This is a genomic window from Bacillus sp. ES1-5, assembly GCF_022487605.1.
Classification (GTDB): Bacteria; Bacillota; Bacilli; order Bacillales; family Bacillaceae_G; genus Bacillus_A; species Bacillus_A wiedmannii.
This window is the reverse complement of sequence record NZ_JAKVPU010000005.1, coordinates 406548-425226: the sequence shown is the minus strand read 5'-3', so window position 1 is coordinate 425226 and position 18679 is coordinate 406548. Positions and strand designations below refer to the sequence as shown.

21 protein-coding genes and 1 riboswitch are annotated in these 18679 nt (G+C 37.9%); of the genes, 4 read left to right on the top strand and 17 right to left on the bottom strand.

The window, feature by feature from the left end:
* Positions 1 to 37: 37 nt before the first annotated feature.
* Positions 38 to 769, bottom strand: a complete 732-nt coding sequence (locus MKO96_RS19050) for a MerR family transcriptional regulator (protein WP_240588353.1) — start codon at positions 767 to 769, stop codon at positions 38 to 40.
* Positions 770 to 868: 99 nt separating this feature from the next.
* On the opposite strand from MKO96_RS19050, the gene MKO96_RS19045 reads away from it, so the two are divergent.
* Positions 869 to 1684 (top strand): YhfC family intramembrane metalloprotease, encoded by an 816-nt coding sequence (locus MKO96_RS19045; protein WP_240588390.1) that lies wholly within the window; start codon positions 869 to 871, stop codon positions 1682 to 1684.
* Positions 1685 to 1706: 22 nt separating this feature from the next.
* On the opposite strand, the gene MKO96_RS19040 is transcribed toward MKO96_RS19045, so the two are convergent.
* A complete protein-coding gene (locus tag MKO96_RS19040; protein ID WP_240588352.1) occupies positions 1707 to 2150 on the bottom strand; it encodes a hypothetical protein in 444 nt (147 codons plus the stop codon).
* Between the two features lie 134 nt (positions 2151 to 2284).
* Here MKO96_RS19040 and MKO96_RS19035 point away from each other — a divergent pair, with 134 nt between their 5' ends.
* Positions 2285 to 2839 carry a histidine phosphatase family protein gene (locus tag MKO96_RS19035; protein WP_064469505.1) on the top strand — a complete coding sequence of 185 codons (555 nt, stop codon included), beginning with the start codon at positions 2285 to 2287 and terminating at the stop codon, positions 2837 to 2839.
* Positions 2840 to 2913: 74 nt separating this feature from the next.
* The gene (locus tag MKO96_RS19030; protein WP_240588351.1) at positions 2914 to 3393 is read left to right on the top strand and encodes a YbaK/EbsC family protein; all 480 of its coding nucleotides are present in this window, start codon (positions 2914 to 2916) and stop codon (positions 3391 to 3393) included.
* Between the two features lie 20 nt (positions 3394 to 3413).
* Here MKO96_RS19030 and lipA read toward each other — a convergent pair whose 3' ends face one another.
* Complete coding sequence (gene lipA, locus MKO96_RS19025; protein ID WP_000166376.1) at positions 3414 to 4310, bottom strand: lipoyl synthase; 897 nt, start codon at positions 4308 to 4310, stop codon at positions 3414 to 3416.
* A 189-nt stretch (positions 4311 to 4499) separates the two neighbouring features.
* Between lipA and MKO96_RS19020 the strand changes: the two genes are divergently transcribed.
* A complete protein-coding gene (locus tag MKO96_RS19020) occupies positions 4500 to 5489 on the top strand; it encodes a M23 family metallopeptidase (protein ID WP_240588350.1) in 990 nt (329 codons plus the stop codon).
* Positions 5490 to 5525: 36 nt separating this feature from the next.
* Here the strand turns inward: MKO96_RS19020 and yunB are convergent, their stop codons facing one another.
* The 14 genes from yunB to MKO96_RS18950 all read right to left on the bottom strand — a co-directional run bounded on the left by yunB (position 5526) and on the right by MKO96_RS18950 (position 18676).
* Positions 5526 to 6257: a sporulation protein YunB gene (gene yunB, locus MKO96_RS19015; protein WP_048561668.1), complete on the bottom strand. Its 732-nt coding sequence runs from the start codon at positions 6255 to 6257 to the stop codon at positions 5526 to 5528.
* A 54-nt stretch (positions 6258 to 6311) separates the two neighbouring features.
* Positions 6312 to 6614: a YunC family protein gene (locus MKO96_RS19010; RefSeq protein WP_046954392.1), complete on the bottom strand. Its 303-nt coding sequence runs from the start codon at positions 6612 to 6614 to the stop codon at positions 6312 to 6314.
* A 65-nt stretch (positions 6615 to 6679) separates the two neighbouring features.
* On the bottom strand, positions 6680 to 8071 hold the full coding sequence (locus MKO96_RS19005) for a bifunctional metallophosphatase/5'-nucleotidase (RefSeq protein WP_369294524.1): 1392 nt from the start codon (positions 8069 to 8071) through the stop codon (positions 6680 to 6682).
* 564 nt (positions 8072 to 8635) lie between these two features.
* Entirely contained in the window at positions 8636 to 10033 is a 1398-nt protein-coding gene (sufB, locus tag MKO96_RS19000) for a Fe-S cluster assembly protein SufB (protein ID WP_001118829.1), read from the bottom strand.
* Between the two features lie 48 nt (positions 10034 to 10081).
* Complete coding sequence (sufU, locus tag MKO96_RS18995) at positions 10082 to 10513, bottom strand: Fe-S cluster assembly sulfur transfer protein SufU (RefSeq protein WP_000009525.1); 432 nt, start codon at positions 10511 to 10513, stop codon at positions 10082 to 10084.
* Positions 10503 to 11723 carry a cysteine desulfurase SufS gene (gene sufS, locus MKO96_RS18990; RefSeq protein WP_001020765.1) on the bottom strand — a complete coding sequence of 407 codons (1221 nt, stop codon included), beginning with the start codon at positions 11721 to 11723 and terminating at the stop codon, positions 10503 to 10505. The genes sufU and sufS overlap by 11 nt, the downstream gene beginning before the upstream one ends.
* Positions 11723 to 13015: a Fe-S cluster assembly protein SufD gene (gene sufD, locus MKO96_RS18985; RefSeq protein ID WP_000152177.1), complete on the bottom strand. Its 1293-nt coding sequence runs from the start codon at positions 13013 to 13015 to the stop codon at positions 11723 to 11725. The genes sufS and sufD overlap by 1 nt, the downstream gene beginning before the upstream one ends.
* 15 nt (positions 13016 to 13030) lie before the next feature.
* Positions 13031 to 13816 carry a Fe-S cluster assembly ATPase SufC gene (sufC, locus tag MKO96_RS18980; RefSeq protein ID WP_000929162.1) on the bottom strand — a complete coding sequence of 262 codons (786 nt, stop codon included), beginning with the start codon at positions 13814 to 13816 and terminating at the stop codon, positions 13031 to 13033.
* Positions 13817 to 14054: 238 nt separating this feature from the next.
* Positions 14055 to 14861: a methionine ABC transporter substrate-binding lipoprotein MetQ gene (metQ, locus tag MKO96_RS18975; RefSeq protein ID WP_087986017.1), complete on the bottom strand. Its 807-nt coding sequence runs from the start codon at positions 14859 to 14861 to the stop codon at positions 14055 to 14057.
* Between the two features lie 73 nt (positions 14862 to 14934).
* The gene (gene metQ / locus MKO96_RS18970) at positions 14935 to 15747 is read right to left on the bottom strand and encodes a methionine ABC transporter substrate-binding lipoprotein MetQ (protein WP_240588349.1); all 813 of its coding nucleotides are present in this window, start codon (positions 15745 to 15747) and stop codon (positions 14935 to 14937) included.
* 23 nt (positions 15748 to 15770) lie between these two features.
* Entirely contained in the window at positions 15771 to 16436 is a 666-nt protein-coding gene (locus MKO96_RS18965; RefSeq protein ID WP_142287541.1) for a methionine ABC transporter permease, read from the bottom strand.
* Entirely contained in the window at positions 16429 to 17454 is a 1026-nt protein-coding gene (locus MKO96_RS18960) for a methionine ABC transporter ATP-binding protein (protein WP_000601756.1), read from the bottom strand. The genes MKO96_RS18965 and MKO96_RS18960 overlap by 8 nt, the downstream gene beginning before the upstream one ends.
* A 181-nt stretch (positions 17455 to 17635) precedes the next feature.
* Positions 17636 to 17743, bottom strand: a riboswitch (SAM riboswitch).
* 125 nt (positions 17744 to 17868) lie between these two features.
* Positions 17869 to 18213, bottom strand: a complete 345-nt coding sequence (locus MKO96_RS18955; RefSeq protein ID WP_000781215.1) for a hypothetical protein — start codon at positions 18211 to 18213, stop codon at positions 17869 to 17871.
* 154 nt (positions 18214 to 18367) lie between these two features.
* Positions 18368 to 18676 carry a thioredoxin family protein gene (locus MKO96_RS18950; RefSeq protein WP_240588348.1) on the bottom strand — a complete coding sequence of 103 codons (309 nt, stop codon included), beginning with the start codon at positions 18674 to 18676 and terminating at the stop codon, positions 18368 to 18370.
* Positions 18677 to 18679: the final 3 nt, after the last annotated feature.

Below are 18679 nucleotides of genomic sequence, written 5' to 3'. Positions count from 1 at the left end.
AGAAGATGGAGAAAACCTCCACCTTCTTTATTTTTGACTATTTCTTACGATCCGCATAAACCTCCATCGCATCACACATAAACTGCGCTAATCCTTCGCCGAACTTATCGATATTTTTCGTGAAGCGCTCATCAGCCACGTACATTTGACCGAGTCCTTTAAAAGCATCTAATGAATATTCTCCGAAGTTTTGCAAGTAATCGTACCATACTCCAATTGCTTCTTGTGCCTCTTTAGAATCCGGTGCGCCGTGTCTAAGCGCCGCTAAATTTCTATAAATAGTATTAAACTCTTCTTGATTGTCTTTTGACATACCTTTCGCGTATTCATTCGCTTTATCTACAGCTGCGTCTCCCCATCTTTCACGCGCTTCTTCTTCGTACGGATTATGGCTGAAATCGAAGCCTTCAAATTTCTCTTTATTCGTCATTTCAATCTCTCCTTTTGTATGCTGCATTGTTTTATCAATCGTCGCAATCACTTTATCTAACCTAGCACGCTTTTCAAGAAGCATTTTCTTATGAAGCTGTAGAGCTTCTTCTCGGTCAAATGATGGACTCATGATAATTTCTTTAATTTTCTTTAAAGGGAAGCCTAGTTCTTTAAAAAATAAAATTTGCTGCAATGTCTCTAAATTTTCATTGGAATACAGACGGTATCCAGACTCTGTCGTCTCGTCTGGGGTTAATAACCCAATTTCATCGTAATGATGCAGTGTGCGCACACTAATTCCAACTAAATTAGCTACTTCTTTTACCTTCATTGTCATGTGTATCTCCCCCTTAGTACATACGATAAAGTATGACGCAACGTTAGAGTCAATAAGTACATTCATTTTTTGTTAAAAGTTTCATCTCTCCCATATTTCATGCATAATAGATATGTACATATATTAGAAAGCGGTGAAAGTATGGTTTCAAATACTGTAATTGCCAGCATCATATTTCAACTCGTTGTTTCGGTTCTGGTCCCAATTATTGTACTCGTTTATTTCCGTAAAAAATATAATATTAATTGGAAAGTGGTCGGCGTTGGTGTTCTTATCTTTATTGGATTTACCCAAATTCTCGAAACACCGTTCCACCTATTTATGCGTGGTAATCCAGCAATCGCTCCATTTTTAGAAAATCCGTTTGTCTTTGCAATTTATGGCGGACTAACTGCTGGTATTTTTGAAGAATTAGGACGCTTCGTTGCCTTCTTCTTCCTACTAAAAAAATCTCTAGAATATAAAGATGGCTTCGCTTATGGAATTGGTCATGGCGGGATTGAATCCATTTTAGTTGGTGGATTCTCTGCATTGCAGACACTTATATTCGCTAATGCTATTAACAATGGTAGCTTCGCTCAAATGGCAGAAAAACTACCACAATTAAATCTTGTAAAGGATATGTTAATAGAACAACCTGCTTATTTATACTTCCTTGGCAGCTTGGAAAGAATTATGGCTCTTGTATTACAAATTGCCTTTACAATGCTTGTCTTATACGCTGTAAAACAGAAGAAATATATCTTCCTTGTTTACGCTATATTATTCCACGCATTTGTAGACTTTTTCGCGGCACTTTACCAAACAAAAACAATTAACATCTTCGTTGCAGAAGGAATTACCCTTCTCTTCACAATTGGTGCTGTCATTCTTATTCGTAAAATGAAAGAAAAATTAATGAGTGTGCCGACGTAAAAATAACCCACCAGTTGGTGGGTTATTTTTTACCACGATTTTCGCAATGATGATAACTCTTGCCCGCTTGCAACTCCCTCTTTGTTTCTGCATCTATAACAATGTACTTACGAAATTCGTCTACTTCATTTTGAGAAAAGGAAGCGAAAAAATAAACTTGGCGATCAGGGTGAATAAAAGAATCTTGAAACACCACACTACTCCGACAACCCACGGCTGTTTTTTGTCTGGAAGAAAATTCTTCATCGGGCACTTCTTTAAATAAGATCTTTTTCCGAATACTATATGCTGCATTGTTGTATTCTTTATAGATTTTCTTATCTAACTGTTCGTAAAACACATCCTCACTCACAAACGATTTATTTCGATTGCTTGGATAATTTAATTTTTGATTGGATTCTGCATATGTTGTGGACAAGTGTATAAAAAAACAAAGACCGAATATAATACATATCATTTTTTTCATCATTACACCTCAAATATTCATTTATCCACATTACTTTTCCACATATTTAGATCAATATGCCGTTTCCAATAAAAAGGAATTTTTTCCACATTTGTCGAAGTATATAGCGTCAACTTGAAAGATGGGGATGAATTATGAAGAAATTGATTGTAATACGACATTGTTCAGCAACTGGACAAGAACGTGATGCCGAATTAACGATTGCAGGAAAAAATCAAGCAAACACTCTTGCTACATTCCTCTTAGAAAACCAACCACAAATAGATCATATTATTTCAAGCCCATTTGTGCGAGCTATCGATTCTATTCGGCCCTATGCGCTTCAAGCTAACTTGTCTATCCAAGAAGACGAACGATTAGCTGAACGCATATTAAGCGACGTTCCAATGGATGATTGGTTGCAAAAACTAGAATCTACTTTTACAAATATAGATATTGCCTTTTCAGGCGGAGAGTCAACAAAACAAGCGACGGATCGAGCTATATCACTTATCCAAGACGTTTTAAAGTTAAACCATACTACAACATTACTCGTTACACACGGCAACTTACTCACGCTCATTTTAAAGCACTTTGATCATACGATCGGCTTTATTGAATGGAGAGCTTTAACGAATCCTGATATTTACGAAATTACACTCGATAAACAATGTATCCTAAAACGATTATGGGGAGCACCGTCCAAGTAATATCTCTTTCCAACACATTCAGTTGACGCCACGAGAAGAAACTGTACTAACAATAGAAAGGGGTATCACTCCATATGTACGAAGATGTACTTGCTTTACTACATAAAACAAATGCTTCTTACGAAAAGTTTGAACACGAACCAGTACTCGATTATGAAACAGATCGTATCGTACGTGAAAGGCTTGGCTTACACGGCACTCCAAGTAAAAGCTTATTTTTAAAATCAAAGTCTGGAGATTATTACGTATTTTTCACGTTAGAGGGCACAAGGCTCAACCGAGGAGAGATGAAAGAAATAACAGGAGAAAGCTTATCTCTCTGTTCTCCTAATGAGCTAAGAGAAGAAACAGGCTGTACTCCAGGATGTGTAGCTCCTTTCGGTTATTCACAACATGTAACGATTATTGTGGATAGCGCTATTTATGCTTACGATAAAATTTTAATTACACCTGGTGTACCTGAATTTACAATTGAATTATCCACAGAGGAATTAAAGAAAATCTTATTAACATGCCCAAATACTGTTTTAGAATATAAACAAAAAGAGAGCTAATGATTAGCTCTCTTTTTTCATTATTTTGCTTCTGCTACTTTTTCTTTTGCAGAACGTACTTGCTCGTCCGCATGGTAAGAAGAACGCACAAGTGGGCCAGCTTCACAGTGACTAAATCCTTTGCTAAGCGCAATTTCTTTAAGCTCTGCAAATTCTGCTGGTGGATAATATTTAAGAACTGGTAAATGCTTCTTAGATGGTTGTAGGTATTGTCCAAGAGTTAAAATATCCACATTGTTTGCACGTAAGTCATCCATTGCTTCAATTAAATCCTCTCTCGTTTCACCTAAGCCCACCATAATGCTCGATTTAGTTGGAATATCAGGCTGCATTTCTTTTGCTCGACGTAAAAACTCTAATGAACGGTCATATTTTGCTCTAGCGCGAACTCGGTTAGATAATCGACGTACTGTTTCAATGTTATGGTTTAAAATATCTGGTTTTGCATCCATTAACATTTTTAAGTTTTCTTCTACTCCACCCATATCAGATGGTAATACTTCGATTGACGTAAATGGATTTTTGCGACGAACAGCGCGTACTGTTTCAGCAAAAACAGCTGCTCCCCCGTCTTTTAAATCATCACGTGCAACCGCTGTTATAACAACGTGCTTTAAGCCCATTTGTACTACAGAATCTGCTACGCGTTCTGGCTCTTGTAAATCAAGCTCAGTTGGTAAGCCTGTTTTAACCGCACAAAAACGACAAGCACGTGTACAAACCGCACCTAAAATCATAAATGTTGCTGTTTTCCTTACAGCCCAGCATTCATGAATATTCGGACATTTCGCTTCTTCACAAACTGTATGAAGATTCTTAGAACGCATCATTTTCTTCAAGCCTGTATAGTTTTCATTCGTGTTTAACTTAATTTTCAACCATTCGGGCTTGCGCTTATATTCTGTTTGTTTTGTCATGGTTATCAACTCCGCACAATATGAAATAGTTTACCGTGTTCGCTTCTTTCAATGTAACATATCTATTCTAACGTATGAAAGCGATTTGCTCAAATGAAGATTCTAAGATTTTTTCCAATCGTTCCCTATAATGAAATACTCCGTATATCCCACACTAAAAAGAGTGATGTTGTGAAAGGAGTCTATTTCATGCTTCGAAAAATTTCTCTTTTGCTTTTGCTTTCGATTTGCTTTCTTCTCCACCAAAACATCGCTTACGGTGAAGATAATCAGCAAAGCATATACGAAAAGCGCATGGCACTATATAAAGAAACCGAGCAATCTTCAGGCATTCCGTGGTATTACTTAGCTGCAATGGATCAATACGAAAGAAATATACGGAGCGTAAGAAAAGATATTCCGAAAAAACCAGATGCCATCATTTCCCTTTATTTCAAACCAGAAATATGGGCTGGACCCGTTAATGGTAACGACACTCTCCCCCATACAATTTCTCTATTTGGCGGATTGGGTTTAGATGGTGACAAAGATGGATTTGCAAACGCAAATAACGACCGTGATCTTCTGCATACAGCAGCAACGATTTTAAAGAAACAAGGAACGTCCGAAGACCGTATTCACATTATGCTTTGGGAATATTATAGACGTGCGAAAACAGTTGATTTAATTACCGAGTACGCCGGAATTTATAAACATTATGGGCGTATTAATTTAGAAGGAAATGCTTTTCCTCTTCCGATTCGTAGTGACCATAGCTACCGTAGTACTTTCGGTGCTGGAAGAAGTTTCGGGGGAAGAAGAGTTCATGAAGGAACCGATATTTTTGCTGGCTATGGCGTACCAGTAAGATCCACTTGCTATGGCATTATTGAAACAAAGGGCTGGAACCGTCTTGGCGGATGGCGCATCGGTATTCGCGACCTTCATAATAACTACCATTATTACGCTCATTTAGGTGGATTCTCAAAAGAAATACAGCTTGGACAAATTGTCGAGCCGGGAAAAGTAATCGGATTTGTTGGTAGCACCGGTTACGGCCCTCCCGGCACAGCTGGAAAATTCCCACCCCACCTACATTTCGGCATGTATAAAGACAATGGTTATACAGAATGGGCTTTCGATCCATACATGCATTTAAGTCTTTGGGAGCGAAAAGAACGCGCGAATACAAAACGATAACCGTAGCATATTGCTACGGTTATTTTTTTAATTCGGCTAACTATCCGTTTTCTTTTTATCGGGTACAACAACACTCCCGCTTCCATAATAAGTAGGTACTTCACCTTGAACAATGCGCGTTGCAATCGGAACGTCTTGCTTCACTGTTATTTCTTTCGTATGAAATGGAATAATCACTTGCAACGTTACTTCCATCTCCATAATAATTTGAATCGCTGTCGTATTGATCCCGTGCGGTTCAATTTTTTGTTTAATATCCGTATTCACATGACCAATCGTCGTGAAATCAATCGGAATATCGGGCCCTATATTTCCAAGAAGCGCATTATCTGTTACACGACCAAAAGGAACTGCCATCGTTGCCCCATTTTTTTCAGAAATACCTAGCCCCTTCAAATCACCTTGTTCTACTTGCTGTAAATATTTTTCTATGTATGTGGTCGTTGACGTTACGATTTCATTTACTTGCTTTGTATTTAAATTAATTGTGGATACTTTCCCGTTTTTATCATTTTGTACTTTCATTAATGAATCGACATCGAATCCTTCATTAATTCTATCTTTTACCGCCTTCGTCATAACCGCTGTCGCCATTTTATGCGCCTCTACTTCTCCATATTTAAGTAATGTCGGCTGAATACTACTATTCACAATCCATAATCCTTGCACGAGTAATATGACAAAAAGAATAAACGACATAAGCAGTATGTGCCGAAAGGAAATTGGTCCCCTTCGAAACCGCGAATTTTTCGAACGAAATATACTCATAAAAAAACCTCCTTCTTATATCATTTCTATGCAAGAAGGAGGGACGATATATGCTTATCTCATTTTTAATAATGCTTCTTTTCCGATTGTGCCTACCGTAATACCTAATGCTTCGGCTTCAATCGTTACTGATTCTAGCGGTGCTTCAAGAAGCTGTTCAATCGTTCTTACACCAACCGCACGGCCAGCAATAATACCTCGATCACCTAACTTCTCATTTAAAAGACCTACATCTAATGCACCGCACATAATATATCCTTTATCGCTCATTACAGCTAGCAAATTTGTCTTTGGAAGTTTGACGCTAACCGCAATAAACGTATAATTATCGATTATAATTGGCTCCACATTAACCATAGTTCACACTCCTCTCTTTCTTATCTGTATGACAAGAGAAAAATGAGTGTTACAAGTTAACTAGCCTATAGTTTGACAGAAGATGTATGAGTTATCAACACGTCTGTTAACACATCTCTGAGTAACTCTGGCATATAATATTGTTTGTCAGAAAGTGTGGATAGCTCTGGGTATAAGTATCCGAATGTAAACATATCAATCGTTCCTACCGTATATATACGATCTAATTCCAGCGATTCCCCGTTAATCAATACATCTTCCAGTAAAATTTTATTCCCAGGAATCGTATCTGGAATGACCTCTACACCAGCATAAATCATTTTTCCCATCACTTTTCCGCGAAATCCGAATCCTTTTACCTCAAGGTTCTCCATATTCGGGCGACGCGCTTTCAAAATAACTTCTCGTAACGTTTTTCCTGGCACTTTTAATAAACATGGATTAATTGGATGTGGACAAATTCTGTGAATATCTCCGCGCGTCACAACTCCTTCTTCTAATCCTTCAAGAAGTACACCAGCGTTCACCATGCCAATCTCTGCATCGCACCACATTTTCAGCGCATTTGCTAACATGTGAGAAAATGATGTCTCATGAAACCAATCGATCGGTAATGATTCCTTTAAATGAACGACAGGCTCTTCCATAATATGTTTACTTTCTTCCTGCAGCATTTCAATTGTGGATAACGGTTCGCTATAAGCACCTAAACGTTCTGTCTTAATCGCCCTACCGTCCTTTTTCAATAACTTCTTCGTCTCTTTATCCACAGTGAGCTGAACGTGCCCAACGTAACGTCCCCACTTTTCACAACAACAAAGTAAAGTATTATTCGTGAGAACGCCACGCTCAAATAAATGGTGCGTATGTGCACCTAAAATAACATCTATATCATAATGCTCTGCTATATACTCATCCATGCTTTTTCCAAGATGAGAAAGGACAACGGTAATATGAGCCTCATCTCGCACTTCTTCTAAAATAGACTCTAAATGGATAAGCGGATCTTCAATATGCCAATCGAGCATATGATAAAACTCTGTATACGCTACTGTTAATCCGATAAAGGCAATCGTAATTCCATCTGTCGTTGTATGTAATTTATAAGGCTTTGCCCACGCTGGACGTACACCTTCTTTTTCAAATAAATTCGCAACGAGCACCTCAAATCCAGCATCATCATATAGACGATTCAAATGCTCCTTCGCTAACGTAATTCCTTCATTATTTCCGATTGTTACATAATCATATAACGCCTCATTCAAAAGCTTCGTATTGCCAAGTCCATTCGTCGCTTCCGAAATACTATGAAAACGATCCACATGATCGCCGATATCAACCGTCAAAACGGTCTCTCCCGCTTCCTGTCTTCGCTTTTTCTCCCCTTGTACAAACCGAGAAATTTGCGGCCAATTTTCAAAATGACTATGTATATCGTTTGTATGATAAAGGTGGATGATTGTTTCTTTATTTATATTCAGAGAAAAAACCTCCTCTCAGTTCCTTACTGCCATTTACGCTACACGTACGCAATAATCCTGTAAATACTTTTCGTCTTTTCTTGCTATTTTACATTGTACTCGCATTATAAGAAAAAGCAAAAGATTGTCCTTTTCATATGAGAAACTTTATTTTTTAAATCTGTGGATCCATAGGTAGAACGGGGAGTTGTCAAAAAGTTTAACGTAGGGAATTTCCCTACAGGTTCTTTGCTGCATTTGTCAGTATCTTAGCCTAAATTACTTCCGTCGCCCTCTTTATGTATAAATGCTCCTTTCCTTTTTGAATGGTGCGGGTTATTCAGTCCTCTCGCTATGTCGTAATTTGTTAATAAGTCGATATCCCTTGTCGAATCGTCGATATATTGAAATAATCGCTGATATATTCCGAGTTATGGTCGATATATTTGAAAAATCGCTAATACATTTAACTGAACACCCACCTAGGTATCCTCTCCCAAGCCAAAACAAATCCGCAAAACAAAAAAGCGCCCTGCACAGCAGGACGCTTTTTTAATCTATTTAACCAATAGAACCTTCCATCTCAAACTTGATTAGGCGGTTCATTTCAACTGCGTATTCCATTGGAAGTTCGCGAGTGAATGGCTCAATGAAGCCCATTACGATCATTTCTGTAGCTTCTTGCTCAGAAATACCGCGGCTCATTAGGTAGAATAATTGTTCTTCTGATACTTTCGATACTTTCGCTTCGTGTTCAAGTGAAACGTAATCGTTTTTGATTTCGTTGTAAGGAATTGTATCAGATGTAGATTGGTTATCCATGATTAACGTGTCACACTCGATGTTAGAGCGAGAGTTTTTCGCTTTTGGTCCGAATTGTACGATACCACGGTAAGTTACTTTACCACCATGCTTCGCAATCGATTTAGAAACGATTGTTGAAGACGTGTTTGGTGCTAAGTGAATCATTTTCGCACCAGCATCTTGGTGTTGGCCTTTACCAGCAATCGCGATAGATAATGTTAAACCACGAGCGCCTTCGCCTTTTAAGATAACTGCTGGGTATTTCATCGTTAATTTAGATCCGATGTTACCGTCAATCCATTCCATCGTTGCGTTTTCTTCACAAACCGCACGTTTTGTAACTAGGTTGTATACGTTGTTCGCCCAGTTTTGGATTGTTGTATAACGGCAATATGCATCTTTCTTAATGATGATTTCTACTACCGCACTGTGAAGTGAGTTAGTCGTGTAAACAGGTGCTGTACAACCTTCTACGTAGTGTACGTGTGCGCCTTCGTCTACGATGATAAGCGTACGCTCGAATTGTCCCATATTTTCAGAGTTAATACGGAAATACGCTTGAAGTGGTGTATCCACTTTAATACCTTTTGGAACGTAGATGAATGATCCACCAGACCAAACTGCAGAGTTTAATGCAGAGAATTTATTGTCTGTTGGTGGGATTACTTTTCCGAAATGCTCACGGAAAATATCTTCGTTCTCTTTTAATGCGCTATCTGTATCTTTGAAGACGATTCCTAGAGCTTCTAGGTCTTCTTTCATGTTGTGGTATACAACTTCAGATTCGTACTGTGCAGATACACCAGCTAAATATTTTTGCTCCGCTTCAGGAATACCTAATTTATCAAATGTCGCTTTAATTTCCTCAGGTACTTCATCCCAAGACTTCTCAGATTTCTCAGATGGTTTTACGTAGTACGTAATTTCATCGAAATCTAAGTCGTTTAAGTCGCCGCCCCATTGTGGCATTGGCATTTCATAGAACTTATCCAGTGATTTTAAACGGAAGTCTAACATCCACTGTGGTTCTTCTTTCATACGTGAAATCTCTTCAACGATCTCTTTTGTTAAACCGCGTCCAGCACGGAAAATCGAAACGTCTTTGTCTTTGAAACCATATTTATAATCGCCGATATCTGGCAGTTGCTTCGCCATGTTGGTGTGTCCCTCCTTAGATAACCTCGTTTTTAGGAACCTTTAACATTACTTATCTTCGTTTAAGCCCTTTTCTAACGCTTTCCACGCTAATGTTGCACATTTAATACGTGCAGGGAACTTGCATACGCCTTGTAATGCTTCAATATCTCCTAAATCAATGCTGTCATCGTACTCTTTTCCTAGCATCATGTCAGAGAAAATTTTAGAAAGCTGAAGTGCCTCTTCAATTTTCTTACCTTTTACTGCTTGTGTCATCATTGAAGCTGAAGACATTGAGATAGAACACCCTTCTCCTTCAAACTTCGCCTCTTGCACAATACCTTCTTCTACTTTCATCGTAAGTTGAATACGATCGCCGCAAGTTGGATTGTTCAAGTTAACAGTAACACTATCTTCTAACACGCCATTGTTACGAGGATTCTTATAATGATCCATAATAACTTGACGGTATAACGTATCTAAATTATTAAATGACATTTGTGAAATACTCCTTTGTCTTGATTAGCGATTCAACAAATGTATCAATTTCTTCTTTTGTATTATATAAATAGAAGCTCGCACGTGCTGTAGAAGAAGCTTTCAGCCACTTCATAAGCGGTTGTGCACAGTGGTGTCCTGCGCGAACCGCAATGCCTTCTACATCTAATACAGTTGCTACATCATGAGGATGTACGTCTTCAATATTAAATGTAACAAGACCAGCGCGATGCTTTGGACCATAAATTGTAACGCCATCTACTTCTGATAGTCTTTCTAAAGCATATTGCGCTAATTCATGTTCATGCTTTTCAATATTATGAAGACCGATTTCTTCTAGGAAATCAATTGCCGCACCAAGTCCGATTGCATTACCGATAATCGGCGTACCTGCTTCAAACTTCCACGGAAGCTCTTTCCAAGTAGATTCTTGTAAATCTACGAAATCAATCATTTCACCACCAAATTCAATTGGCTCCATATTGTTCAGCAATTCTTTTTTACCATATAATACGCCGATACCTGTAGGTCCGCACATCTTATGAGCAGATAATGCGTAGAAATCACAGTTTAAATCTTGTACATCCACTTTCATATGAGGTGCACTTTGTGCTCCATCAACGATCATGATTGCACCGTTTTCATGTGCGATTGCTCCGATTTCTTTTACAGGGTTAATCGTTCCAAGTACGTTTGATACTTGCATAATAGAAACGATTTTTGTATTCGGTGTAACTGTTTGACGAACATCTTCTAAAGAAATTGTACCGTCTGGTTGAAGCGGAAGGTATTTTAAAGTTGCACCAGTTTTCTTAGCAACTTGTTGCCACGGAATGATGTTACTATGGTGCTCCATGTAAGAAATAACGATTTCATCGCCTTCTTTTACATTTTCAAGACCATAGCTAGCCGCTACTGTATTTAATGCAGTTGTCGTTCCGCGCGTGAAAATAATCTCTTCCATTGATTTCGCGTTAATAAACTTGCGAACTTTCTCGCGTGCACCTTCATACGCGTCGGTAGCTTTCGTACCGAGCGTATGAACACCGCGATGCACGTTAGAATTATATTCTTTATAGTAACGTTCTAACGTTTCAATGACTTGAATTGGTTTTTGAGAAGTTGCTGCACTATCGAAATATACAAGTTGTTTGCCGTTCACTTTTTGATCAAGAATTGGAAACTGTTTGCGTATTTCATGAATATTCATTAGCGAACTTTCCTTTCAATTACCTCGACAAGCTGTGCCTTTACTCCTTCAATTGGAAGCTCATTTACTACAGGTGCTAAGAATCCATGGATGACTAAACGTTCTGCTTCGCGTTTTGGAATACCACGGCTCATCAAGTAGTATAGTTGGTATGGATCTACGCGGCCTACTGAAGCTGCGTGACCTGCCATTACATCATCTTCGTCGATTAAAAGAATTGGGTTTGCATCCCCACGAGCTTTTTCATCTAACATAAGAACGCGAGAAGATTGTTGTGCATTTGATTTAGATGCACCGTGTTCAATCTTACCAATTCCGTTAAAGATAGATGTTGCACTATCTTTTTGTACACCATGTTTTAAAATCCAACCTTCAGAGTGTTTACCGAAGTGAACAACTTTAGTTGTAAAGTTTTGTGTTTGGTTACCACGGCCAATTGTTACTGTTTTCGTATCAGCATATGAACCGTCGCCCATTAAGTTCGTAACGTTCTCTGAAATTGTGTTTCCGTCATTCATAAGACCTAGAGCCCAATCAATGCGGCCGTCGCGTCCAACAACACCGCGGCGGTTAACGTAAGTTGTTACATCTTTTGCTAATAGATCAACCGCACCGAATTTCACTTGTGCGCCTTGTTCCACGATTACTTCTGCTACGATATTTGCAATACCTTTAGCATTTTCATTTGCAACGTAGTTTTCTACATAAGTTGCAGTACTGTTCGCATCAGCTACGAATAATACGTGGTTATATACGTTAGCTTCTTCGCCGTCTACTAAGAATACAGCTTGAAGTGGAGTTTCAAGAACAACGTTTTTCGGAACATATACAAATGCACCGCCGTTGATTAATGCAGCATGAAGTGCAGTTAGACGATGCTCGTCTACTTTCACGCCGTCTTTCATTAAATACTTTTGTAATAGTTCAGCATGCTCAGTTGCTGCTGTTACGATATCTGTGAAAATAACACCTTTTTCTTTTGCTTCGTCTGCTAAAGAAACGAATGCAGTTGTACCAGTACGTTGTACTAATACGCTGTTATTTTCATCGATTAAGTTTTTCACTGCTTCTGGAAGCTCTGTTAAAGAACTTACAGGCTCTTGCTTAGCAGCGTCGCCTTTTCCGATAAAGTCCCATTTTTCAATTTTCGTTTTATCAGGCGTTGGCATTGGAAGTTCAGTTGCTTGTGCAAGAGCTTGTAAGCGGAACTCAGTCAACCAAGCAGCTTCGTTTACTTCGCTTGCGCGCTGACGGATTGTTTCTTGATCGAAAGGTAATGTACCGATTGTCATGTTTATGCTCCTCTCTTACGCTTCTTGCTCTGCTGTTTCGTCTTCAATACCTAATTCTTTTTTAATCCAGTCGTAACCTTCAGCTTCTAGACGTTGTGCAAGCTCAGGGCCACCAGATTTAACGATACGACCGTTCATCATAACGTGAACGAAGTCTGGAGTGATGTAGTTTAATAAACGTTGGTAATGCGTAATCATTAGGCAACCGAACTCTTCGCCGCGCATTTGGTTAATACCTTTAGATACAACTTTTAATGCATCGATATCAAGACCTGAGTCGATTTCATCTAAGATTGCGATTTTTGGCTCAATCATCATTAATTGAAGAATTTCGTTACGTTTTTTCTCTCCACCAGAGAAACCTTCGTTTAAGTAACGTTGTGCCATTTCTGGATCCATTTCTAGGAATTCCATGTTTTTATCTAATGTACGGATAAATTTCATAAGAGAAATTTCATCGCCTTCTTCACGACGTGCGTTAATTGCAGAACGTAAGAAGTCAGCGTTTGTTACTCCGCTAATTTCACTTGGATATTGCATTGCTAGGAATAGACCTGCTTGTGCGCGCTCGTCTACTTCCATTTCTAATACATCTTCACCGTCGATGATGATGCTACCTTCTGTTACTTCATACTTTGGGTGACCCATAATCGCAGAAGATAAAGTTGATTTACCTGTTCCGTTAGGTCCCATAATTGCGTGGATTTCTCCACCTTTTACTTCAAGGTTTACACCTTTTAAAATTTCTTTGCCATCAATTGATACGTGTAAGTCTTTAACCGTTAATGTAGAACCAGCCATCTCAATACCTCCATTAATCCTATATATACATTTTAAAAATTCCTAAAACGTTCATATTCTCATTTTATTCTCATTCTAATCTTATATCAAATAAAATGATATCGCAAACGACGAAAAAAAGTAACAATTTTTTCACAAATGTATATAAGTATTTCCCTTGCATCCTTATATGATACACCTTTCTTCTTATTTATATAAAGAAAAAAGGACTGGTAATTTTCCAGTCCTTTCCTTGTGTTTATTCACTTACCGGAAGTACAGCACCTTTATATTCTTTATTAATAAAGTCTTGGATTTCTTTTGAATGCAGTACTTCTACTAATTCTTTAATTTCTTTTTTCTTCTCGTCACCTTTACGAACTGCAATAATATTTGCGTACGGAGAGTCTGATCCTTCAATCGCAATTGCATCCTTTGTTGGATTTAACTTCGCATCAATTGCATAGTTTGAATTAATGAATAAAGCATCGCCTTCATTATTTTCATACAGCTTTGGTGACAATCCAGGCTCTACATCTGTTTTAAACTTTAAGTTTTTCGGATTTTCTACAACATCTTTCACTGTTGCTTTAACAACATCTACACCGTCTTTTAATTTAATAACGCCGCCTTTTTGTAACAATGCGAGCATACGGCCACGCTCCGCTACGTTATTACTCATAATAACTGTTCCGCCATCTGGAAGTTCTTTTAAACTTTTATATTTCTTAGAATAAATGCCCATTGGCTCTAAATGGATTTTTCCTGCGTTTACAATTTTATATCCCTTTTCTTGAATTTCTTTATCTAAGTAAGGAATGTGCTGGAAGTAGTTTGCATCAATTTCCTTATCCGCTAATGCTTTATTCGGCAGAACATAATCTTGGAATTTTTTAATTTCTAATTTAATACCCTTTTTCTCTAATATCGGCTGTGCCTTTTCTAAAATAACAGCGTGCGGCACGTTAGAAGCTCCCACAACAAGCTTATTCTCATCTTTCCCCCCGCAAGCAGCTAATGTAAATACAGACAGTGCTGTAACAACTGACAGTAGAATCTTTTTCATATGATGTCCCCTTCTCCCTTATAGTTATGTAGTTAGAAAAAAGGACCGGCATACACCAGCCCTTTTTCAGCAATTATTCTTTTACAGGAACAACTGCTCCTTTATATTCTTTAGTAATAAAGTCTTCAATTTCTTTTGAATGCAATACTTCTACAAGCTCTTTAATCGCTTTTTTATCTTTATCACCTTTACGAACAGCTACTACGTTTGCATATGGAGAATCATTTCCTTCAATCGCAATTGCATCTTTTTCTGGATTTAATTTCGCATCAATTGCATAGTTCGAGTTAATTAAAACAGCGTCGCCTTCTTTATTGTTATACACTTGTGGTAATAGACCAGGCTCGATATCTGTTTTGAATTTTAGATTTTTCGGATTATCCGCGATTTCTTTTGGAGTTGCTTTAACTGGATCTACTCCATCTTTAATTTTTAAAATGCCTTCTTTTTGTAAAATTGCTAAACCGCGTCCATGGTCAGCAACAGAATTACTCATAATAATTGTTGCTCCGTCCGGAAGTTCTTTTAAGCTCTTATATTTTTGAGAGTACACACCAATCGGTTCTAAATGAATTTTTCCTGCTACTTCAAAGTCATACTTTTTATCTTTCATTTCTTTTTCTAAATACGGAATGTGCTGGAAGTAGTTGGCGTCTAACTCCTTATCCGCTAACGCTTTATTTGGCAACACGTAATCTTGAAATTTTTTCACTTCTAATTCAATGCCTTTTTTCTCAAGTAACGGTTTTGCCTTTTCTAAAATTTCAGCGTGCGGTACGTTAGAAGCACCAACAACTAGTTTCTTTTCATCTTTATCTTTCCCGCCACAAGCAGCTAACCCAAAAATTGAAGTTGAAATAAGTGCTGTAAGTAATAATTTTTTCATTTGAAACATCCTCCCGTTTTTTATTATCGTTTATCTATTCGAGTCGTTACACTATCACCAATCCACTGAATGAAAAATACAACTAGTAATACACAAATTGTCGCAACGATTGTTACATCGTTATTTCCTCGTTGGAATCCTTCTAAATAAGCAAGTGTTCCAAGGCCACCAGCACCAACAACTCCCGCCATTGCTGTATAGCCTACTAAAGCAATTGTCGTAACCGTAATACCCGATACTAATGCTGGTAACGATTCTGGAATTAACACTTTCAAAATAATTGTACTTGTTTTTGCTCCCATTGCTTTTGAAGCTTCAATTACACCTTTATCAATTTCACGAAGTGCAATTTCAACCATTCTTGCGTAAAATGGTGCCGCTCCAATAATTAAAGCTGGCAACGCTGCACTCGCTCCAAGAATTGTTCCAAGCAGAATCTTTGTGAATGGGATTAATAAAATGATTAAAATGATGAATGGTATCGACCGGAAAATGTTTACGAACGCTCCAATCCCCGTGTTAACCGCTTTGTTTTCCCATAAATTATCTTTCGCTGTCATAAAGAGTAACAATCCTAAAATTAGTCCTAAAACAAATGTGGCAAGAGCTGCGATTGCCGTCATATATAACGTTTCACCAGTTGCTTCTAACATTTGATTCCAATCAACATTTGCGATTAACTTATCCATGTGCAATCACCTCCAGCTCTACTTGATCTTGATGTATTCCCTCTATTGCTTGCTGAATCGCTGTTTCCTCACCATTTAAATGAACAACTAAACTACCGTAAGAGCCGTTATTTGTTTGGGCGATGTTTCCTTGCAAAATGCTAACTTCTATATCACTGCGTTGCATTAATCTTTGAAGTACTGGTCTTTCTACAGCTTCACCGATAAACTGCAAACGAACTACTTTACCATCTGGATACTTTTCAATTAAACTTTCAATCGTTTCATTTGTATCTTCAGAATCCGTTAACTGCTGTACAAATCGCTTTGTAATGTCTTTCTGTGGATTGCGGAATACATCAAGTACTGGACCTGTTTCTACAATCTTTCCTTTCTCCATTACCGCAACACGATTACAAATCTTTCGAATCACGTGCATCTCGTGTGTAATGAGCACAATTGTTAAGCCGAGACGCTTATTAATATCTAATAACAAATCTAAAATTTGATCTGTCGTTTCTGGATCAAGAGCTGATGTTGCTTCATCACATAAAAGTACTTGTGGGTTGTTAGCTAATGCTCTCGCAATCCCAACACGTTGCTTTTGTCCTCCGCTTAGCTGAGATGGATACGCGTCTCCTCTTCCTTCTAATCCAACAAGATGAATTAACTCATCCACTCGTTTTCTTCTCTTCGCCTTATCAACACCTGCAATTTCAAGTGGGAACTCGATATTTTCGCGTACAGTTCGTGACCAAAGTAAGTTGAAGTGCTGAAAAATCATTCCGATTTCTTGCCTTGCCTTACGAAGTTCACTCCCTGTAATTGCTGAAATCACACGATTTGCAATTGTAATTTGGCCAGAAGTTGGTTTCTCTAACTGATTGAATAATCTAATTAAAGAACTTTTCCCAGCACCACTATATCCGATAACACCAAATATTTCACCTTTGTCTATTTTTAAATTGGCATTATCTACAGCAGTGACATCACCGCTTTTTGCTTTATATATTTTCTTTACATTCTCTAATAAAATCATGGTGTATCACCCCTTTTTTTGTTTAGATCGACTCCGCAATTTTTTATGTTTAATGCGTGTAGTCCACCGTTATCACTACTTTTATTATTTGAATGTCCTCCACATTCAAACAACAAAAAAACCTTTCCGCTTTTAGAGAAGCAGAAAGGTTTATATGCGTATATAACAACATTATCCCTCTCTCTCATCTCTCAAAGCATTTGCTTTGCAGGAATTGGCACCATTTCAACATAAGTTGACGGTTGCCGGGCTTCACAGGGCACAGTCCCTCCACCTCTCTTGATAAGAGAAATCAGATTACATTTTCGTCTGATTTGTAATTTATGAAATTGTCTATATTTTATGAATTGAATTGTATCAATATCCATACGCCATGTCAACAGAAATTTTCGTAAAAAAAGAAACTTCAGACTTTTAAGCACCCACTGACATCGGCTTACATATATGAAACATCGATTCAACTAATAGCATCGTTCGATACGTTCCCGAATATTGTACACGTCCATCGTTCATTAACATTTGCAATCGTACATTGCCGTTCACCAATTGTTTTACATCTTCCTCATCTAAACAAACGATTTGCTCTGTTCCTCGTTCCTCATGTAGCAGCTCTATATAATCTCTTGAAATTTGTAGCGAACAACTTTCATCTCCAAAGCGGAAATTAACAGTTTTTTCTCCTTGTCTTAAAAGCGGCTCTAAATGATATTGACCATTAGCGTAATTTACAAATGATTGCAGCAAAGAATATAATTTCATCCTAAATCACATCCTTCATATCACTTTCTATTACACATACCATTCCCTCTCACTAAAGAGCAATCCTGTTACTTTCGCTCGACAAATACTGTAATCACCCTGCATCTCGACATATTTCCCGAGAAATATGTCGAGGCGGCAAAAACTTTGCCGCCTACTTTAATTCCGTATATAAATATTCAACCGAATGAAATGCATATATTTTCTTTATGAGTGTCCCATTTTCAAAAACAAGTAAACACGGTACACTTTCGATTCCATACTCTTTCGCTAAATGCGGAGCATAATTTAAATCTAACATTCCAATTTGGAGGTCTTCAATTGTCATCTCAACGACTGTTAACATCTTTTTTGCTAATTGGCATGTTCCACACATTGGAGTATATACATATAACACTGTTTTTTCTTCGTTCTCTATTAGGGCTGTAGCTTCGGCTCCTGTCCAATCAATCACTTCTATCATTCC